This window comes from Pseudomonas sp. S4_EA_1b (assembly GCF_016307435.1).
Taxonomy (GTDB): domain Bacteria; phylum Pseudomonadota; class Gammaproteobacteria; order Pseudomonadales; family Pseudomonadaceae; genus Aquipseudomonas; species Aquipseudomonas rhodesiae.
The window spans coordinates 160,439-177,421 of record NZ_JAEILC010000037.1 but is presented as its reverse complement, the minus strand read 5'-3'; the positions used below and the strand labels follow the sequence as shown (position 1 = coordinate 177,421).

At 60.3% G+C, this 16,983-nt stretch carries 14 protein-coding genes; 5 read left to right on the top strand and 9 right to left on the bottom strand.

The window, feature by feature from the left end; all coding sequences use genetic code 11:
• Nucleotides 1-514 precede the first annotated feature (514 nt).
• Entirely contained in the window at nt 515-937 is a 423-nt protein-coding gene (locus tag YA0848_RS13595) for a DUF3757 domain-containing protein (protein WP_169903021.1), read from the top strand.
• Nucleotides 938-997: 60 nt separating this feature from the next.
• Here the strand turns inward: YA0848_RS13595 and YA0848_RS13590 are convergent, their stop codons facing one another.
• Nucleotides 998-1,663 carry a polysaccharide lyase family 7 protein gene (locus YA0848_RS13590; protein WP_169903023.1) on the bottom strand — a complete coding sequence of 222 codons (666 nt, stop codon included), beginning with the start codon at nt 1,661-1,663 and terminating at the stop codon, nt 998-1,000.
• Nucleotides 1,664-1,972: 309 nt separating this feature from the next.
• Between YA0848_RS13590 and YA0848_RS13585 the strand changes: the two genes are divergently transcribed.
• Genes YA0848_RS13585 through YA0848_RS13575 form a run of 3 tightly spaced genes read left to right on the top strand, consistent with a single transcriptional unit; the run spans nt 1,973 to nt 4,936 of the window.
• Nucleotides 1,973-4,078: a putative bifunctional diguanylate cyclase/phosphodiesterase gene (locus YA0848_RS13585; protein ID WP_034101213.1), complete on the top strand. Its 2,106-nt coding sequence runs from the start codon at nt 1,973-1,975 to the stop codon at nt 4,076-4,078.
• Nucleotides 4,079-4,119: 41 nt separating this feature from the next.
• Complete coding sequence (locus YA0848_RS13580; RefSeq protein ID WP_034115331.1) at nt 4,120-4,620, top strand: M48 metallopeptidase family protein; 501 nt, start codon at nt 4,120-4,122, stop codon at nt 4,618-4,620.
• A 19-nt stretch (nt 4,621-4,639) separates the two neighbouring features.
• The gene (locus YA0848_RS13575) at nt 4,640-4,936 is read left to right on the top strand and encodes a winged helix-turn-helix domain-containing protein (RefSeq protein WP_034101211.1); all 297 of its coding nucleotides are present in this window, start codon (nt 4,640-4,642) and stop codon (nt 4,934-4,936) included.
• A 76-nt stretch (nt 4,937-5,012) separates the two neighbouring features.
• Here YA0848_RS13575 and YA0848_RS13570 read toward each other — a convergent pair whose 3' ends face one another.
• Nucleotides 5,013-5,465 carry a GNAT family N-acetyltransferase gene (locus YA0848_RS13570; RefSeq protein ID WP_034101761.1) on the bottom strand — a complete coding sequence of 151 codons (453 nt, stop codon included), beginning with the start codon at nt 5,463-5,465 and terminating at the stop codon, nt 5,013-5,015.
• Nucleotides 5,466-5,655: 190 nt separating this feature from the next.
• Here YA0848_RS13570 and YA0848_RS13565 point away from each other — a divergent pair, with 190 nt between their 5' ends.
• A complete protein-coding gene (locus tag YA0848_RS13565; protein WP_034101210.1) occupies nt 5,656-6,393 on the top strand; it encodes a substrate-binding periplasmic protein in 738 nt (245 codons plus the stop codon).
• 94 nt (nt 6,394-6,487) lie between these two features.
• On the opposite strand, the gene yccS is transcribed toward YA0848_RS13565, so the two are convergent.
• The 7 genes from yccS to YA0848_RS13530 form a co-directional block, all read right to left on the bottom strand.
• Nucleotides 6,488-8,671 (bottom strand): YccS family putative transporter, encoded by a 2,184-nt coding sequence (gene yccS / locus YA0848_RS13560; RefSeq protein WP_034115330.1) that lies wholly within the window; start codon nt 8,669-8,671, stop codon nt 6,488-6,490.
• Nucleotides 8,672-8,803: 132 nt separating this feature from the next.
• On the bottom strand, nt 8,804-9,982 hold the full coding sequence (locus YA0848_RS13555; RefSeq protein ID WP_034101207.1) for an NAD(P)/FAD-dependent oxidoreductase: 1,179 nt from the start codon (nt 9,980-9,982) through the stop codon (nt 8,804-8,806).
• Nucleotides 9,983-10,082: 100 nt separating this feature from the next.
• Nucleotides 10,083-11,420 (bottom strand): ATP-dependent RNA helicase DbpA, encoded by a 1,338-nt coding sequence (gene dbpA, locus YA0848_RS13550; protein ID WP_231980942.1) that lies wholly within the window; start codon nt 11,418-11,420, stop codon nt 10,083-10,085.
• Between the two features lie 131 nt (nt 11,421-11,551).
• Nucleotides 11,552-12,979 carry a multidrug transporter subunit MdtD gene (mdtD, locus tag YA0848_RS13545; RefSeq protein ID WP_034101205.1) on the bottom strand — a complete coding sequence of 476 codons (1,428 nt, stop codon included), beginning with the start codon at nt 12,977-12,979 and terminating at the stop codon, nt 11,552-11,554.
• 36 nt (nt 12,980-13,015) lie between these two features.
• Entirely contained in the window at nt 13,016-13,906 is an 891-nt protein-coding gene (locus tag YA0848_RS13540; RefSeq protein WP_034101204.1) for an alpha/beta fold hydrolase, read from the bottom strand.
• A 294-nt stretch (nt 13,907-14,200) separates the two neighbouring features.
• On the bottom strand, nt 14,201-15,517 hold the full coding sequence (locus YA0848_RS13535) for a TldD/PmbA family protein (protein WP_034115327.1): 1,317 nt from the start codon (nt 15,515-15,517) through the stop codon (nt 14,201-14,203).
• Nucleotides 15,517-16,959, bottom strand: a complete 1,443-nt coding sequence (locus YA0848_RS13530; RefSeq protein ID WP_034115326.1) for a TldD/PmbA family protein — start codon at nt 16,957-16,959, stop codon at nt 15,517-15,519. The genes YA0848_RS13535 and YA0848_RS13530 overlap by 1 nt, the downstream gene beginning before the upstream one ends.
• Between the last annotated feature and the right edge of the window lie 24 nt (nt 16,960-16,983).

The window sequence follows — 16,983 nt, the reverse complement described above, 5'->3', positions numbered from 1 at the left end:
ACAGCTATGTAATATTTGGTTGCATATGTGCGAAAGATTTGATTGTCGTTGTGATTCAAATACTCTTCTTTGTGGCTTAATTTCGGGAGTTTGATCGGAGAAACCGAGTACGACGCAGGGGATATCTACGTTAATATTGACCAGTATGGGGGGCGCCCTAGCGGCCATGAACGTAATATGGGGTGTGTATCACGTGTTATAACGCGTTTGTACTGGGCTAATAAATCCTCAGGGATTCAGCCGATTTTTTAGGGTACGCTGTGCAGCACTTAGCAGAATCCAGACTCGCGCTTAAATCCCAAGCAATAGGCATAAAAAACCGAGCCCCTATCAGGCTCATTAATGGGGGCGGTGTGCTGATCTATTATTCGGTTATCTATGGGTTTGTGGTTATTTGGAATTTATCTATAAGACTGTCGAAGTTTACAGTGTCATCGATTGCGTTTTGTCCTCATTATTGGGCTATCAATCCAGTAAAGGAGTACGCGGTCATGACACTTTCAAGTGCTTGAAAATGGGTGCAATACTCGGTGCTTTTATGCTTATAGGGCAGGTGTACGGAGTGGAGTTGAATTGCCCTGAGGTCTCGACCATCAAGGCTGTCAGTCGCCAATTTGCGGATCAGAGCGGTGTTTGGAAGGGTGAGCAATACATGGAAGACAGTTCTATTACAGCCGCATTTAAGTTCCAAAGTGCAGCCATCAAACAAGGTACAGATAGTGAGACCAGCCACGCTTATTACTATGTGGCTTGTAATTACGTCGGAGCAGGAAGTGACGACTACTTGAGAATGGCCCAGAGATTCGTTTCGTCTCCCGTGGCACAGGGCTCTAATTGGAATGAGAACAACGAATGTATCCAGAGCAGTGTTTCTAAATGCGCCTTTAACGTAATGAATTCAAAAGGACCTGCTCCGATTAAATTGCCTGTGCAATAAGCAGGTGAAAAGCCCCTCGCAAATGTGGGGGCCGAGCAAAGCCGGCTCCCACAGAATCCTTTACTCGTGATCAATATCCAACTTGTCGAACGTCACCTTCGCTCCTTCCTTGTTATCCCCGCTGTTGTCCTGCACATAAGCGCCGGCCTTGAAGTACAGCGGCTTGGCGCCCCAGGCGGCGCCGATGCGTTCGTTCCATTCGCCATCGGCGGCATAGACGCTCAGCAGTCCGGCCTTGTTGAGGTTGATCACGTAGGTGAAGCTCTTTTCCAGCGGTACGTTGGAGGCCACGGTGATCACGCGGCTCTCCTCTTCGTCCGGACGCATGCGCACTTTGGCGACGATGTTGCCGGTCTGGGTTTTTTCCTTGAATTGATACTCAAGTTTGATCAGCGGTTTCTGGCTCTCATACGCGTGGATTTGGCCAATCACGATTTTGCCAGTGGAAGGCACCTGGTTGACGGTGAGGGTGGCGCGTAGGAAGTTGTCGGCGTCGGGGTAGGTCCAGTTGCGCAGGCGGCCATCGGCGTAGGTTTCGCGCAGTTCGCTGCGGGGGTAGATGGCGTTCTCGGTGCGGGTACCGGTGACGGGTGTCCAGAATTGCACATTGCTGCCTTCGGCCTGGAAATATTGGTCGTTGAAGCCGCTGAGCAGTTTCGGGGTTTCGATGGTCGCGGGGGGCGAGCCGACCGGAATGCTCAGGTTCCAAGTAGAGAGGTCGATCATGGCATTGGCCTTTTACGGGGGGTGAAAGCTCTGGCACGGGGCCTTAAACGTTCTTTATAGGCGGTGGCTGTCCAATTGTTAAACAATCGATGGCAGTTTATTGGCGTCAACGGAATGTCAAAATGCCATGTTTCCCATGAATCGGGGGCTGTAGAGGTTGACCGTTAGTCGGCTGCCCGAACTTTGGCGCAATGATGGCATCCACTTCCCTTCTGATTTTTCAGAACCAGAGCTAGAGTGAAGCCTCAGTGTTTATCCGGGTTTTATCTCAGAAGTGACCGGAGCGGCAATCTAAGGATGAGACGTAGCATGGAATGCGCTCCACACCACGGCGATGGCAGTTCGGTTCTTCTGGTGGTCGACGACTACCCCGAAAACCTGATCAGCATGCGCGCCCTTCTGCAACGTGAGGATTGGCACGTGGTGACCGCTGCGTCCGGCGTGGAAGCCTTGGAGTTGCTGCTGCAGCATGACGTCGATTTGGTATTGCTGGACGTGATGATGCCGGGCATGGACGGTTTTGAAGTCGCCCGCCTGATGCGCGGCAGTCAACGTACGCGCATGACCCCGATCATTTTTCTGAGTGCCAATGCGCAATCGCCTGCTTCCGTCTTGGAAGGCTATGCCAGCGGCGCCATCGATTACCTGTTCAAGCCTTTCGACCCACATATTCTCAAACCCAAGGTCCAGGCATTGTTGGAGCACCAGCGCAATCGCCGGGCTTTGCAGCGCTTGAGCCACGACCTGGAGTCGGCCCGCGCCTTCAATGCCTCGGTGCTCGACAACGCTGCCGAAGGCATCCTGGTGGTCAGCGAGGAGGGCGTGATTCAGTACGCCAACCCGGCGATCTCGCGCTTGCTCAACGCCACGCACAATGAGCTGCAGGGCCAGCCGTTTCTGAGTTTTCTGCAAAAGCCTCATTTGCCTAGTTGGCAGGATTCGCAGATGTATGCCGGTTACCAAACGGGCCAGACCTGGCGCCTGCATGATGCCCTGCTGCGCACCGGTCGCGGTCAGCAGGTGCCTGTGGCGTTATCCTGCGCGCCGCTGCCGTCCGAGCAGAAGGCGATGGTGGTGACGGTGCTGGACATGTCCGAGGTGCGCCACCTGCATCAGCAACTGGAGTTTCAAGCGGTCACCGACCCACTCACCGGTTTGCTCAATCGCCGTGGGTTCTATCAAGCCGTGGAAAACAGCCTGTTGCGTGGCGAGCGGGGGGAGCAGTCGCTGGTGCTGCTGTATCTGGACCTCGATGGATTCAAGAGGGTCAACGATTCCCTGGGCCATGATGCAGGGGATCGGGTGCTGCGCTGGGTCTCGGAACAACTGCAAGGTTGCCTGCGTTCCTACGACATCATCGGACGCATGGGCGGTGATGAATTTACCGCGTTGGTGGAGCTGGAGTTTCCGGAGCAGGCGGCAAAAATTTCGGAAAAACTGATCGAACGGGTGTCTGTCTGTCAGCAAGTTGACGGTTTGGATGTGATGCTCGGCGTGAGTATCGGCATCGCCACGTTTCCAGACTGCGGCGCGGATTTGAATGGTCTGCTGCGGGCGGCCGATATCGCTATGTACGAAGCCAAACGCGCAGGGCGTCAGCAATATCGCTATTTCGACCAGGAAATGAACGGGCGTGCCCGCTCACGCTTGATGCTCGAAGACAGCGTGCGCACGGCAATCGAAAATAAAGAGTTCACCCTCGTCTACCAGCCGCAAGTGTCGTTGGAGGATGGGCGCCTGCGCGGCGTGGAAGCGTTGTTGCGCTGGCAGCATCCCAGTGTGGGTGACGTGCCGCCGGGGTTGTTCCTGCCGTTGCTGGAGGAAGCGCGGCTGATCAGCCAATTGAGCGCGTGGATTTACCAGCAGGTCGCCGCCCAGCGTCATGCCTGGCACAGCACTTTCGATGAAGAGCTGGTGCTGAGCATGAGCCTGAGCAGCAGCCAGTTCAATATGCCCAACCTGGCCAACCAGCTGCAGCAGATGCTGGAGTGCTACGGTTTGAACGGGCGTCAGTTGGAGGTGGAAATCGGCGAGGATTGCCTGATGAGTAACCGCGAGGAGGCCATCAAGCAACTCAAGTTGTTGCGTCGCATTGGTGTGCGTATCGCCTTGGATGACTTTGGTTCCGGGCAGTGTTCCCTGGCCCATCTGCGCGATCTGGAGTTCGACACCCTCAAGCTCGATCCGAAATTAGTGGCGCGCCTGCCGGGCTCGGCGCGCGATGCGGCCATGGCCCGCAGCATCATTGAGTTGTGTGCGCATTTTGAAGTGCTGGTGGTGGCCGAGGGCGTGGAAACCCAAGAGCAGGCCCACTGGCTCAGGGCACACGGCTGTCCGTTCGTTCAAGGGGCATGGGCGGCATTGCCGTTGATGGCCGAGGAAATGGTCGACTGGTCCCGCACCCGCGTGAGTTGAATTGGTTACACTGACGCCCTTCGAATCCCGCCGCGCACGCCATGACTACGCTGAAATACCTCCAGGCCTACCCTGTCACTCTTCAGGAGCAAGTGCGCCAGATGATCGCCAAGGACCAATTGGGCGCCTATCTGGAACAGCGTTATCCCGAGCGCCATGGGGTGCAGAGCGACAAGGCCTTGTACGCCTACGCGCTGGCCTTGAAGCAGGAACACCTGCGCAACGCGCCGGCCATCGATAAAGTGCTGTTCGATAACCGCTTGGACCTGACGCACCGAGCCCTGGGCCTGCACACGACCATTTCCAGGGTGCAGGGCGGCAACCTCAAAGCCAAGAAAGAGATCCGCATCGCCGCCTTGTTCAAAGAGGCCGCGCCGGAATTTCTGCGCATGATCGTGGTGCATGAGCTGGCGCACTTCAAAGAATCGGACCACAACAAGGCGTTCTACAAACTCTGCCAATACATGATGCCGGAATACCATCAGGTGGAATTCGACCTGCGGGTATACCTCACGTATCGCGACCTGCTGGGCAAACCCTGACCGCACAAGGCCAATGACCATGGATGTGAGCAAAACCAAAAGCAGCTTCTACCGCCGCCTCTATGTGGCCTACCTGATCGACAGCGGCCAGGCCAGCAACGTACCGGCGCTGACGGAGATGACCGGCATGCCTCGGCGCACGGCCCAGGACACCATTGCCGCGCTGGCCGACCTGGATATCGTGTGTGAGTTCGAACAAGAAGACGGCGCCCGCAACCATGCCGGGTGTTATCGAATTCGCGACTGGGGCGCGATCGATCGGCGCTGGATCGAAGCCAATCTGACCTCGATCAAGCGCGTGCTGGGTTATCCCTGAGTTCTTGGTTGATTCCCTGGCATCATCGGGGGCAAGCCCCTTCCCACAGTTGGCCGCAGTGCTCTGGATGGCTTTCTCAGGCGCGCCGCATGCCGATATGAGGAATGTCGTCCTCCAGGTATTCCTCTCCCGCTACCACGAAGCCATAACGGCCGTAATAGCCCTGCAAATGCGCTTGGGCTGACAGAAATATCGGCGTATCAGGCCAGATATCGTCAATCTGCTTGAGGGTTTCTTCCATCATCCGGTGCGCCAACCCGGTGCCCCGTGCCGCTGGGGCAATAATCACTCGGCCGACCACCACGTCACCGCCTTGGGTATCGGGGTCCAGCAGCCGAAGGTAGGCCACCAGCTCGTCATTCTGCCAGCCCATCAGGTGATGGGTGTCGCCGATCAAGTCCTGCCCGTCGACGTCCTGATAGATGCATTTCTGCTCCACTACGAAGACTTCGTTGCGTAACCGCAGGATGGCGTAGAGCTGATCTTTGCCCAGGTCATTGTGGTGTTTGCAGACCCAATCAACTGTCATGGTGTGTTCTCGCATAAATGTCTGTTCTTGATAGTAAGCGCGACGGGCAGCTCTGTCTAAATGGTCTATTGTGGTGAATGAAATCAATTAGCCATCACTGAGTGCCCTGTTGCCCCGTTTCTTTGTGTAATCTGGGCTACTGTTAACACCTCAGGTATGGCCTGAGCTAAGCTCGCCAAGGATTTTGAGCATGCCGCGATTTTCTCGTGCCTTTGCTTTAATTGGAGTGTTGTTGCTGGCTCAGCCGGCGTTTGCACAGCGTCTGCGCCTGGTCGCGGATGCCTGGCCACCGTTTACCGATGCGACTTTGATCAATGGTGGGCTGGCCACTGACATTGTCACCACGGCCCTAGCGCGCGCAGGTTATGCCAGTGACTTTGAACAAGTGCCCTGGGCCCGGGCGTTGATGGGCGTGGGCGATGGGCGCTATGACGTGCTGATCAACGCCTGGTACGACGACGCCCGCACGCAACTGGGCGAATTCTCCAACGAATACCTGCTCAACCGCGTGCGTTTTATCAAGCGCCGCGACGACCCTATCGACTATCAGACCCTGGAACAACTGCACGACTACCCGATTGCCGTGGTGCGCGGTTATGCCTATTCGGCGGCCTTCGACGGGGACACCCAACTGCAGAAAGTGCCGGTGCATAACTTCGCCATGGCCGTACGCATGCTGGCGGCGCAGCGGGTGCGGCTGACGGTGGAGGATGAGTATGTGGCGCGCTATTACCTGTCCCGCGAATCGCCCCGGGTGCGCAACGCCATAGAGTTTCTGCCCAAACCGCTGAGCGAAAACAGCCTGCACATCCTGGTTAGCCTGAAAAATCCTCAGCATGCGCAGATTGTGGCGAGCTTTGACCGGGAGATTGCCAGTATGAAGGTGGATGGCAGTTATGCGCGGTTGATGAAGGCCCATGGTATGTAGTGCCTGTGCGGGCCTTATCGGGGGCAAGCCTTTTCCACAGGTGGACCGTGTGAATCCGATCAGGGGTGGAGGGGGCTTGCCCCCCGATAGCGACCTAAGCCGCTTCGGTGTCCTTGATCAAATGCGCCGCCAGTGTGCGCAACGGCCCCAGCTGTCGGCAGATCAGCGCCAGTTGCGTTTGCACCAAGCGCTGCCCCTCGTCGATCTCATCCGGCATCTGCTCCAGCTCGGCGGCCAGGGCTTCTTCGGCATCGCTCTGGATCGCAATCGGTTGTTTGTTGGCCAGCCCCGTGGCGATTTCGTCAATGCTGGCTGCCAGGCTATGGCCGGCGCCGTTGATCAGGTGTTCGCGCACGTCGGCCGGCAGTGCGGTGTCGCGGTGTGCGCCCAACCCCGACAAATAGCTGAGCAAAGTGTGTGATAGCACCAGGAAGCGAAAGCCCACGTCGGCTTCTTTGCGAAAGTGCCCCGGCTCCATCAGCATGTTGGCCAAGGTGGTGGACAGCGCCGCATCGGCGTTGTGCGCATTGCGCCTGGCCAGGCGATAGGCCAGGTCGTCGCTCTTGCCGGCGGCGTACTGCTGCATGATTTGCCGCAGGTAGATACTGTTGCAGGTCAAAGTGTTGGCCAGCACTTTGTTCAGGCGCCGGCCCTGCCAGTCCGGCAGAAACAGGAACACCGCCAGCCCCGCGATCAGGCTGCCGATCAACGTATCGAACAGCCGAGGCAGGAACAGCCCGTAGCCATCGCCCACTTGGTTGAAGCAGAACAGCACCATCAGCGTGATCGCCGCCGTGGCCAGGGTGTAGCGGGTGGTGCGATTGATAAAGAACACCAGGCCGGCAGCGATGGCGAACATCGATTGCACCAGCGGGCTGGGGAACAGATCGAACAGCGCCCAGGCCACGGTCAGGCCAATGGCGGTGCCGACGATCCGTTGGCCCAGTTTGCGCCGGGTGGCGCCGTAGTTGGGTTGGCACACGAACAGCGTCGTGAGGATGATCCAGTAACCCTGGGATGCGTGAATCGCATGCAAGGTGCCGTAGCCGATGGTCAGCGCCAACGACAGGCGCAACGCATGGCGGAACAGCAATGACGTCGGCGTCAGCTGCGTGCGCAGCCGTGTCCACATTTCCTTGAGGTTACGCGGCGCGCGATCGAGCAGATTGCTGTCGGTGGCGTCGGCCAGGGCGTCGGGGTTGCTGGCGTCGCCGAGCAGGCGGTCGAGGGTCGACAGGTTGGCCGCCAGGGCGCGCAACGAGCGCAGCAAGCCGCGCCAGGCCGGGTTGCTCTGGATGCGCAGGTGTTCCAGGGAGGCGTTCAGGTCACCGAGGGCTTCGGCAAAACTGTCGTCGTAGACAAACGGCTGGCGCAACTGGATCGACTCAGCGAGGGCCTGGCAGGCCTTGCCTTGCTGGCGCAACAGGCGCTGGCAGCGGAACAGCACGTCGCTGTGGAAAAACGCCTCGGCCAGGGCGTTGTAGGGATAGTGCGAAGAACTGGCGCGTTCGTGGATGTCCTGGGCCAGAAAGTACAGCTTCAGGTAGCGGCTGACCTTCGAACCCGGGCGACCGTTACCCACGCGGTGCAGGATGATTTCCTTCGCCGCATTCAGCGCTGCGACTACGCGACCGTTCTGCTGAGCCAGTTCCAGACGACGGGCTTCTACATCCAGTTGGCGGATCGGTTCAAACAGCGACGACTTGAGCTTGAGGTAACGCCCCAACTCGCGAAACAAACGCGCCAGGCTCTGTTGCACCGGCTGGTTGGAAAACAGCACCTGCCACAACACTGACAACGCGCCATACCAGGCAGCGCCGGCCACCAACAGCAGCGGTTCGTGCCAGAAGTCCGACACCGCCCCGCCGCGCTGATCCACACCGATCATGGTGTAGACCGACAGAATCAGCGTCGCCGAGGCAATCGCACCGTAGCGCTCGCCAAGGGCGCCGAGCATGGTCAGGCAGAAACTCGCCAGCGCCAGGGCAATCGCAAACAGCCAGGGGTAGGGGAACAACAGTTCCACCGACAGCGCGGCGATGCTGAAACACACCAGCGTCACCGCAAGGGCATTGAGGCGGCCTTGCCAGCTGTCATCGGTCTCGGCCAGAGCGCTGGCGATAATCCCCAGGAACAGCGGGATCAGCAGGGTCATTTCATCCTGATACCAGCACAGCGCCATGCTGCCGGTGAGGGCGATAAACACCCGAACGCTGTAGCTGAATTTATCCAGCGCCCATAGGCGCCGCATGGACTGCTTGAACGAGGTCGATGACATGAAGGCTGGAGTCTTCCGGGACGATGCCGCTAAATTGAGGCAGTAAGGACGCCACGGCAAGCGTGGTGATCACATCTCACCGCAAATTATTTCACAGGCACACTGCAAATCGGAACGTGGGAGGGGGCTTCGTCAGACGTATTGCGCGGCGGCGTAGCCCGATGCCCAGGCCCATTGGAAGTTAAACCCGCCCAAGTGGCCGGTCACGTCCAGCACTTCGCCAATAAAGTACAGCCCTGGGCTTTTCAGCGACTCCATGGTCTTGGACGAGACTTCCCGCGTGTCCACGCCGCCCAGCGTCACTTCGGCGGTGCGATAGCCCTCGGTGCCGGCGGGCACGAACTGCCAGCTCGACAACTTCTGCGCGATGTCGGCGACTTCGGCATGGGTGTATTGCTTCATCGGCTTGGACGCGAACCAAGTGTCTGCCAGCAGGTTGGCCATCTTTTTGGTGAAGATCTCACCGAGCAGGGTCTTCAACTCGCTGTTCGGTCGCTCGACCTGTTGCTGTTGCAGCCAGGTGTGGGCGTCGTGCTCGGGCAGCAGGTTGATTTCGACCGTGTCGCCCGGCTCCCAGTACGAGGAAATCTGCAGGATCGCCGGCCCGCTCAGGCCGCGATGGGTAAACAGCAGATTCTCGCGAAAACTCTGGCCGTTGCAGCTGGCCACGCAATCCACGGAGGTGCCGGACAACTCGGTGCACAGCGCCTTGAGCTGATCGGTGATGGTGAAAGGAACCAATCCTGCGCGGGTTGGCAGCAGTTCATGGCCGAACTGCTTAGCCACCTGATAGCCAAAACCTGTGGCACCCAGGGTCGGGATCGACAGGCCGCCGGTGGCGATCACCAGGGATTCACAGCGCAGCTCACCGAGGGTGGTTTGCAGCTGATAGCCGCTGTCGAGCTTAGCGATTTCCTGGATGGAGGTGTCCAGGTGCAGGCTTACACCGGTCTGGATGCACTCATCGAGCAACATGCCGAGGATGTCGCTGGATTTGTTATCACAGAACAGTTGGCCGAGTTTCTTCTCGTGGTACGGCACGCCGTGCTTGGCCACCAGCCCGATGAAGTCCCATTGGGTGTAACGGGCCAAGGCCGACTTGCAGAAGTGCGCGTTGTGGGACAGGAAGTTGGCCGGCTCGGTGTACATATTGGTGAAGTTGCAGCGGCCACCGCCGGACATCAGGATCTTTTTGCCGGCTTTGTTTGCATGGTCGATCAACATCACCTTGCGCCCACGACCAGCGGCGGTCAGTGCGCACATCAAGCCTGCGGCGCCGGCGCCAATGATCACAACTTCGGTCGAGCGCACAGCAATGTCCTCATAAAAATACGGGTCTGAATGCAATCAAAACTGTGGGAGGGGGCAAAACCCTTCCCACATTGGATCTTCATATAGGTCGCAGATCGGGTTACAGGATGCGCACGCGCAACGAGCGGCCCTTGATCTTGCCGTCGTTCAAGCGCTGCAGTGCTTGCTTAGCGATGCCCCGTTCCACGGCCACGAACGCCTGGAAGTCGAAGATCGCGATCTTGCCAACCTGGGCGCCGGGGATGCCGGCTTCGCCGGTCAATGCACCGAGGATGTCACCTGGGCGCACTTTGTCTTTACGGCCAGCGGCAATGCACAGGGTGCTCATCTGCGGCAACAACGGACCGCCGCTTTGCGGCTTGAGGTTGTCCAGTTGGTCCCAGTTCAGCGGCGACTTTTGCAGCTGCTCGATGGCCTGGGCACGGTGGGCCTCGGACGGCGCTACCAGGCTGATGGCGATGCCGGTCTCACCGGCGCGGCCGGTGCGGCCGACGCGGTGGATGTGGATTTCCGAGTCGCGGGCCAGTTCGACGTTGATCACCATGTCCAGCGAGTCGATGTCCAGGCCACGGGCGGCCACGTCGGTGGCCACCAGCACCGAGGTGCTGCGGTTGGCGAACATCGCCAGTACCTGATCGCGGTCGCGCTGTTCCAGGTCGCCGTGCAGGCCGACGGCGGAGATGCCCTTGGCCGTCAGGTGGTCGACGGTTTCCTGCACTTGCTGCTTGGTAAAGCAGAACGCCACGCACGAGGCCGGACGGAAATGCGCCAGCACCTTGGTCACCGCGTCCATGCGTTCTTCCGGGGAGATCTCATAGAAACGCTGCTCGATCTGCTCGTCGGAATGGAACGCTTCGGCCTTCACCTGCTGTGGCGCGCGCATGAACTTGGAGGCCAACTGCTTGATGCTCACCGGGTAGGTGGCCGAGAACAGCAGGGTCTGACGGCGTGGCGGGGTCTTGCTGATGATGTCTTCGATGGCGTCATAGAAACCCATGTCGAGCATGCGGTCGGCTTCATCGAGGATCAGCGTGTTCAAGCCGTCCAGCACCAGCGAACCCTTGCGCAGGTGTTGCTGGATACGGCCCGGGGTGCCGACGATCACGTGGGCGCCATGTTCCAGCGAAGCGATCTGCGGGCCGAGGGACACGCCGCCGCACAGGGTCAGCACCTTGATGTTGTCTTCGGCGCGGGCCAGGCGGCGGATTTCCTTGGCCACCTGGTCGGCCAGCTCGCGGGTCGGGCACATCACCAGGGCCTGGCAACCGAAGTAGCGCGGGTTGATCGGGTTCAGCAGGCCGATGCCGAAGGCGGCGGTCTTGCCGCTGCCGGTCTTGGCCTGGGCAATCAGGTCCAGCCCCTTGAGGATCACCGGCAAGCTTTGTGCCTGGATCTGCGTCATCTCGACGTAACCCAGCGAGTCGAGGTTAGCCAGCATGGCGGCGGACAGCGGCAAGGTATTAAAAGCGGTGGCGATGGTGGTCACGGGGCGGGCTCTGCAAAAACAAAATGTCGCGCAGTGTACCAGTCTCGTGGGATTTTCCCCGCAAGTTCTAGACGAGCCGCCCGTCAGTGCTCGATGTCGTGCTCGCGGCTGCCCAGCCGTTTGCCGTCTTTTGGCGACAGTTGCAGGAAAATCGCCGCCGCCAACATCGCCATGACGCCCACGGTGAGGAAGGTCAACTGGAACGCGCCGAGCACGGTATTGACCCCGTCATTGCCGGCTTCGGCGGTGAACCCGCCCAGCAATGCGCCGGCGCAGGCCACGCCGAGGCTCAGGGACAATTGCGCCACCACCGACAGCAGGCTGTTGCCGCTGCTGGCCTGGGCGTCGTCGAGGTCGATCAAGGTCACGGTGTTCATCGCGGTAAATTGCAGGGAGTTGATCGCCCCCAGCACCGCCAGCATGCCCAGCAGCAGCGGGTAGGGCGTCTGCTCGCTGACCAGGCCCATGCTCGCCAGCATGATGCCCAGCGCCAGGGTGTTGCCGGTCAGCACCACGCGGTAGCCCAGGCGTTCGATCAGCGGCCGCGCCACGGACTTGGCGAACATCGCCGCCGCCGCCAACGGCAGCATGCTCATGCCCGCCTCCGAGGGTGAATACCCCAGCGCCACCTGCAACAGCAGCGGCACCAGAAACGGCAACGCGCCGCTGCCCAGGCGGGCGAACAGGTTACCCAGGATGCCCACGGCAAAGGTGCGGGTCTTGAACAGCACCGGCGAAAACAGCGGGTTATCGATATGCCCGGCGCGCAGCCAGTACGCCGCCAGGCACGCCAGCCCGCCGAACAGCAGCAACATCACCCGCAGGTGCGGCAGGTGCAGTTCGCCCAGGCCCTCCATGGCGATGGTGATCAGCACCATCGCCGCGCCGAACAGCACAAAGCCCATTCCGTCAAAGCGCGTGCGTTCACTGCCGCGCAGGTCCGGGATGAACTTCCACACGGCGTAGCACCCGATCATGCCCACCGGCAGGTTGATCAGAAAGATCCAGTGCCAGGTCAGGTATTGCACCATCCAGCCGCCCATGGTCGGGCCAAGCAGCGGGCCGAGCAGGCCAGGGATGGTGATGAAGCCCATGATCCGCACCAGCTCGGAGCGCGGGTAGGCGCGCAATACCACCAGGCGTCCCACCGGCAGCATCAGCGCGCCGCCCAGACCCTGCACGACCCGAGCCCCCACCAGCATGGTCAGGCTGCTGGACAGCGCGCACAGCAGCGAGCCGATGCTGAACAGCATGATTGCGCCAAAGAAGATCTTCTTGGTGCCGAAACGGTCGGCGATCCAGCCCGATGCTGGGATCAGCAAGGCGACCGTAAGCATGTAGGCGATCACCACCCCCTGCATGCGCAACGGGTTTTCCGCCAGGTCCCTGGCCATGGCCGGCAGAGCGGTGTTGAGAATCGTCCCATCGAGCGACTGCATAAAGAAGGCAATCGCCACCACCCAGGGGAGCCAGCGGGCGGTCTTGGCATCGAGAGGGGCGCGATCGGGCATGGGGGACCTTTTTGTTAGCCGGCTATGTGTCGGCGATTATGCGCCATCCATCGCGCCTTTTCCCACTGGCGGTTGGTCTAAATCCGACAACACCGCGTGCTCGCCCACTAGGAAATCCAACAGCGCGCGATGCACCGCCAGGGCGGCCTCGCGGGATTCCAGATCCAACAGGTGACCGGTGTGTTGCGCCACCGCAAAACTGCTGCGCCCCACGTATTGCTTGAACAATTGAGCGTCGGCGGCGGGGGTGTATTCGTCCAGCGCGCCGTTGAGGAAATGCACCGGCGTTTCGATTTGCCGCAGCGCCGGCAGGTAATTGCCGTCGCCCAATGCCAGCACCTGGTGGATATGAAAGCGCGCTTGCCGGTATTCGGTGGTGGCCATGTTCGACAGGTGCCGGTGGTTATTGCGCTTGAGGCGCGGCGACAGGTATTTGCCTACGGTTTCGTTGAGCAAATGGCCGACGGCGGATTTGTCATCGGCCTCGATCAGCACGCGCACGCGGTCCACGTAGTCGAGCATGGCTTGGTTGAGGTTGGGTGCCAGGGCCATCACCACCGAGCTTTTGATGGAGGGTGGGTTGTGCGCCAGGGTGAGCAGGGTGGAAATGCCGCCCCAGGAAGCCGACACCAGATGGTTGACCTCGAAACGCTCCACCAGCGCCCGCAGGATCTGCACCTCGTCGTCCTTGGTGACCAGGTCAAGGTCGCCGTTGTGTTCGCGTGAATAGCCGGAGAACGGCAGGTCGAACAGCAGCACATTGAAGTGTTCGGCCAGGCATTTGCTGGTACGCGCGAAAGACCGCGTGGTGGAGAGCGCCCCATTGACCAGCAGGACGGTGTTCTTGTGTGGATCGTTTCCCAGTCGCTCTACGTGGACGTTGTAGTGCTTGTACAGCCGTTCAATGACAAAACTTCCATGGTTCATGTCAACGCTCCAGCTTGTCCTTCCCCGGACAAGGTCATGCTTTGCGTGCGGGCACGCGGGTAGGGTGGCGGGATGCCACTAACCCTTATAACGAGGTTTTTTGCAGGCGACAACAGGCTGCCCGCGCGCACGGTGCGCAAGAGAAATGACCGTAGGAACGGGTAAAGCCGAGCTGTCTGAAACCAGCACAAGACAATGTGCGAGGGTGCTTGCCCCCGATAGCGATGTGTCAGTCAATGAGCACTTGGTTGAACACCGCTATCGGGAGCAAGCTCCTTCCCACAGGGAGAGTATTTACAACGTCAGGGTCAGGCGTTTTATCAGCGCCCCCGGTAACAGATTGGAGGCTGTGTTGCGCTGACCGTAGGTACTGGGTGACAGCAGTAACTCCCGCTCGGCGGTCAGTGCTTCCAGCTGCGAACCGAGCAAGCTGTACACACTGTCATCAAAACGCATGGTGCTGACCGGCGCCTTGATCTCGCCGTCCTCCACCCAGAACGTGGCGAAGCGCGTCATGCCGGTCAGGCGCGCGGCCGGCAGGTCGGAGTAGTTCAGGTACCACAGGTTGCTGATATACAGGCCGGTGCCCAACTGCTTGAGGATGTCGGCTTGGGCCAGGTCGCCCGCCGCCATTTGCAGGGCGCTGGGGGATTCGTCGCCACTGGCGCCGTTGGCGCTCAGGCCGTACTCGGCGGCGCTGCGCGAATTGACCAGTTGACCGCTCGCCTGGCCGGCGTCGATCAGCGTCACATCGCTGCGCGGGTAACCTTCGCTGGAGAACGCCTGGCTCAGGGAGCCGCTGATCCGTTCCTGCACCGTCACCTGCTTATTGAGGTGTTGCTCGCCGGCATACAGACGTTGCAGCGAACTGCCTTTGCTGGCGATGGCCTGGGCGGAAAAACCGCCCCAGGTGATGATGCCGATGATTTCTTCAAGCGCTGCCGGTGCCAGGTAAGCGCGGTATTGACCCGGTGCCAGGGTGTGCAGCGGCCGGCCGAGGAAGTCGAGCTGGTCACGGGCCTGCTGCAAGCGCCGTGCGAACTCGGCGCTGTCCCAGGTGTGCCCGGCGTAGCTGGCTTTGACCGCTTCGCCATTGGCATGGAACAGGCTGAAATCGAAATTGAAGCTATTGGCCTGGTGCCAGCCGAATGCGCCGTCGGAACTGGCAAAGCCACGGCTGATTGGGCCTGCGGCATAGAAGCCCACCAGGTCCAGCGCGTCTGCGGCCTGGCTGACTTCGGCCAACACCTGGGCCAGTTCCGGCAAGGGTTGGGCCTGTTCGTTGTGGCTGTGCCAGGCATCGTGGTTGAGCAACAGGTAGGGATCCGGTGGCAGCAGCGGCAAGGTTTCGCGCAACTGCTGCAGGCCTTCGGCCAAACGCTGGCGATCCAGTTCCGAATCGCCGGCCAGGGTGATGCTCAGGTCGGCGTGACGCCCGTCACTGATCAACTTGAGGTTCACGCTGGCCTGCTGCACCTGCCCGGCCTGGCGCACTTTGGCGTGGTTGAAACGCACGAACTCCGACGCTTCGGCGGCATAGCCCAGGTGAAACTGTTCCTTGTCGGTGATGGCTTGGGTGAGCCACTGCACCAATGCCTTGAAATCATTCATCAGGCATCTCCTCCGAAAACGTCGACGTTGCTGAACACGCAGGCCGGCGAGGCATGGCCGACACGGATCACCTGGTTGGGCTCGCCCTTACCGCAGTTGGGCGTGCCCAGCACCTGGAAGGTACTGGCGTCGCCCACCGCGCTGAGGTTGCGCCAGAACTGCGCGGAAATCGCGCGGTAGTTGGGGTTCTTCACCACGCCTTTGAGTTCGCCGTTTTCGATCAACTGGCCCCATTCGCAGCCGAACTGGAACTTGTTGCGCGCGTCATCAATAGACCACGAGCGGTTGGTCGACATCAGGATGCCGCTTTCGATACCGCCGATCATTTGCGCCAGGCTCTGGTCGCCGGCCTCGATATTCAGGTTGGCCATGCGGTCGATCGGCGGGCGGTTCCAACTGCTGGCCCGGCTGTTGGCCACACCGTCCATGCCGGCGCGAAATTGCGACAACGCACCGCCCAACGGCTTGAGCAGCAAGCCTTCGCGGATCAGGAACTGCTTGCTGGCGGCGCTGCCATCGTCGTCATGGCTGTAGCTGGCGAGCTGTTCGGGGATGTTCGGGTCGAACGTTACGTTGAGCAGGCGGGAGCCGTATTGCAGGTGGCCGAAGTCGCTGGCCTTGACGAAACTGGTGCCGGCGTAATTGCGTTCATCGCCGAGGATGCGGTCCAGCTCCAGCGGATGGCCGATGGATTCGTGGATCTGCAGGATCATCTGGTCGGGCATCAGCAGCAGGTCGCGCGGACCCTGGGGCGTGTTGGGCGCCAGCAACAGTTGCAGGGCTTCGTCGGCCACCCGTGGTGCGGCGCCTACCAGGCCGAAGCGGCGGATCACGTCATAGCCACCTTGCTGGCCGAAGTTGGTACCGCCCAGGGTGCGGGTCTGGCTGTCGGTGCTGTCGTAGGCGGTGACACTCACGCCGGGGAACACAAAACGTTGGGCCTGACGCAACTCGGCGCCGGCGCTGTTGAGGTAGATTTGCTCGACCTGGGTCAGGCCAAGGCTGACGTCCCAGCTGACCAGGCGCTCGTCTTTCGGCACGGCGGCAGACTCGTCGCCCAGCAATTGATAGCAGTCGCTCAAGGCAGGAAAGGGCTGGTTGAGTTCGGGCGACAGGTAGTCGGCCACGTCGCTGGACACCTGCTGATCGCGCAGGTCGAGCAACGCATGGGGCTTGATCCGCAGCGCCTGCTGTTCGGCGCGTTCGAGGGCGGCTTGCAGGCCGGCCAGGGAAATATCGTGGGTCGCGGCGTAAGCCTCCACACCGTTGAGACGCACGGTGAGCATGACGCCCTCGTCATGGTTCAGGTGCGGCGGTTCGGCGACATTCTTGCGCACCGACAGGTATTGGCCGGACTCGCGTACGTAGCGCAGGGAGAAGAAGTCGGCGGTGGTGCGCAGGGCACTGAAATGTTTTTTGAGTGTGGCGTGGTGGTCGAACATGGGGCCTTCCTTGTGGGCGGCTCG

Excerpts from the sequence above, each read along its gene's own strand:
- YA0848_RS13595 (WP_169903021.1), top strand. The coding sequence starts at position 515 with ATGGGTGCAATACTCGGTGCTTTTATGCTTATAGGGCAGGTGTACGGA.
- YA0848_RS13590 (WP_169903023.1), bottom strand. The coding sequence starts at position 1,663 with ATGATCGACCTCTCTACTTGGAACCTGAGCATTCCGGTCGGCTCGCCC.
- YA0848_RS13585 (WP_034101213.1), top strand. The coding sequence starts at position 1,973 with ATGGAATGCGCTCCACACCACGGCGATGGCAGTTCGGTTCTTCTGGTG.
- YA0848_RS13580 (WP_034115331.1), top strand. The coding sequence starts at position 4,120 with ATGACTACGCTGAAATACCTCCAGGCCTACCCTGTCACTCTTCAGGAG.
- YA0848_RS13575 (WP_034101211.1), top strand. The coding sequence starts at position 4,640 with ATGGATGTGAGCAAAACCAAAAGCAGCTTCTACCGCCGCCTCTATGTG.
- YA0848_RS13570 (WP_034101761.1), bottom strand. The coding sequence starts at position 5,465 with ATGACAGTTGATTGGGTCTGCAAACACCACAATGACCTGGGCAAAGAT.
- YA0848_RS13565 (WP_034101210.1), top strand. The coding sequence starts at position 5,656 with ATGCCGCGATTTTCTCGTGCCTTTGCTTTAATTGGAGTGTTGTTGCTG.
- yccS (WP_034115330.1), bottom strand. The coding sequence starts at position 8,671 with ATGTCATCGACCTCGTTCAAGCAGTCCATGCGGCGCCTATGGGCGCTG.
- dbpA (WP_231980942.1), bottom strand. The coding sequence starts at position 11,420 with ATGCTGGCTAACCTCGACTCGCTGGGTTACGTCGAGATGACGCAGATC.
- mdtD (WP_034101205.1), bottom strand. The coding sequence starts at position 12,979 with ATGCCCGATCGCGCCCCTCTCGATGCCAAGACCGCCCGCTGGCTCCCC.
- YA0848_RS13540 (WP_034101204.1), bottom strand. The coding sequence starts at position 13,906 with ATGAACCATGGAAGTTTTGTCATTGAACGGCTGTACAAGCACTACAAC.
- YA0848_RS13535 (WP_034115327.1), bottom strand. The coding sequence starts at position 15,517 with ATGAATGATTTCAAGGCATTGGTGCAGTGGCTCACCCAAGCCATCACC.
- YA0848_RS13530 (WP_034115326.1), bottom strand. The coding sequence starts at position 16,959 with ATGTTCGACCACCACGCCACACTCAAAAAACATTTCAGTGCCCTGCGC.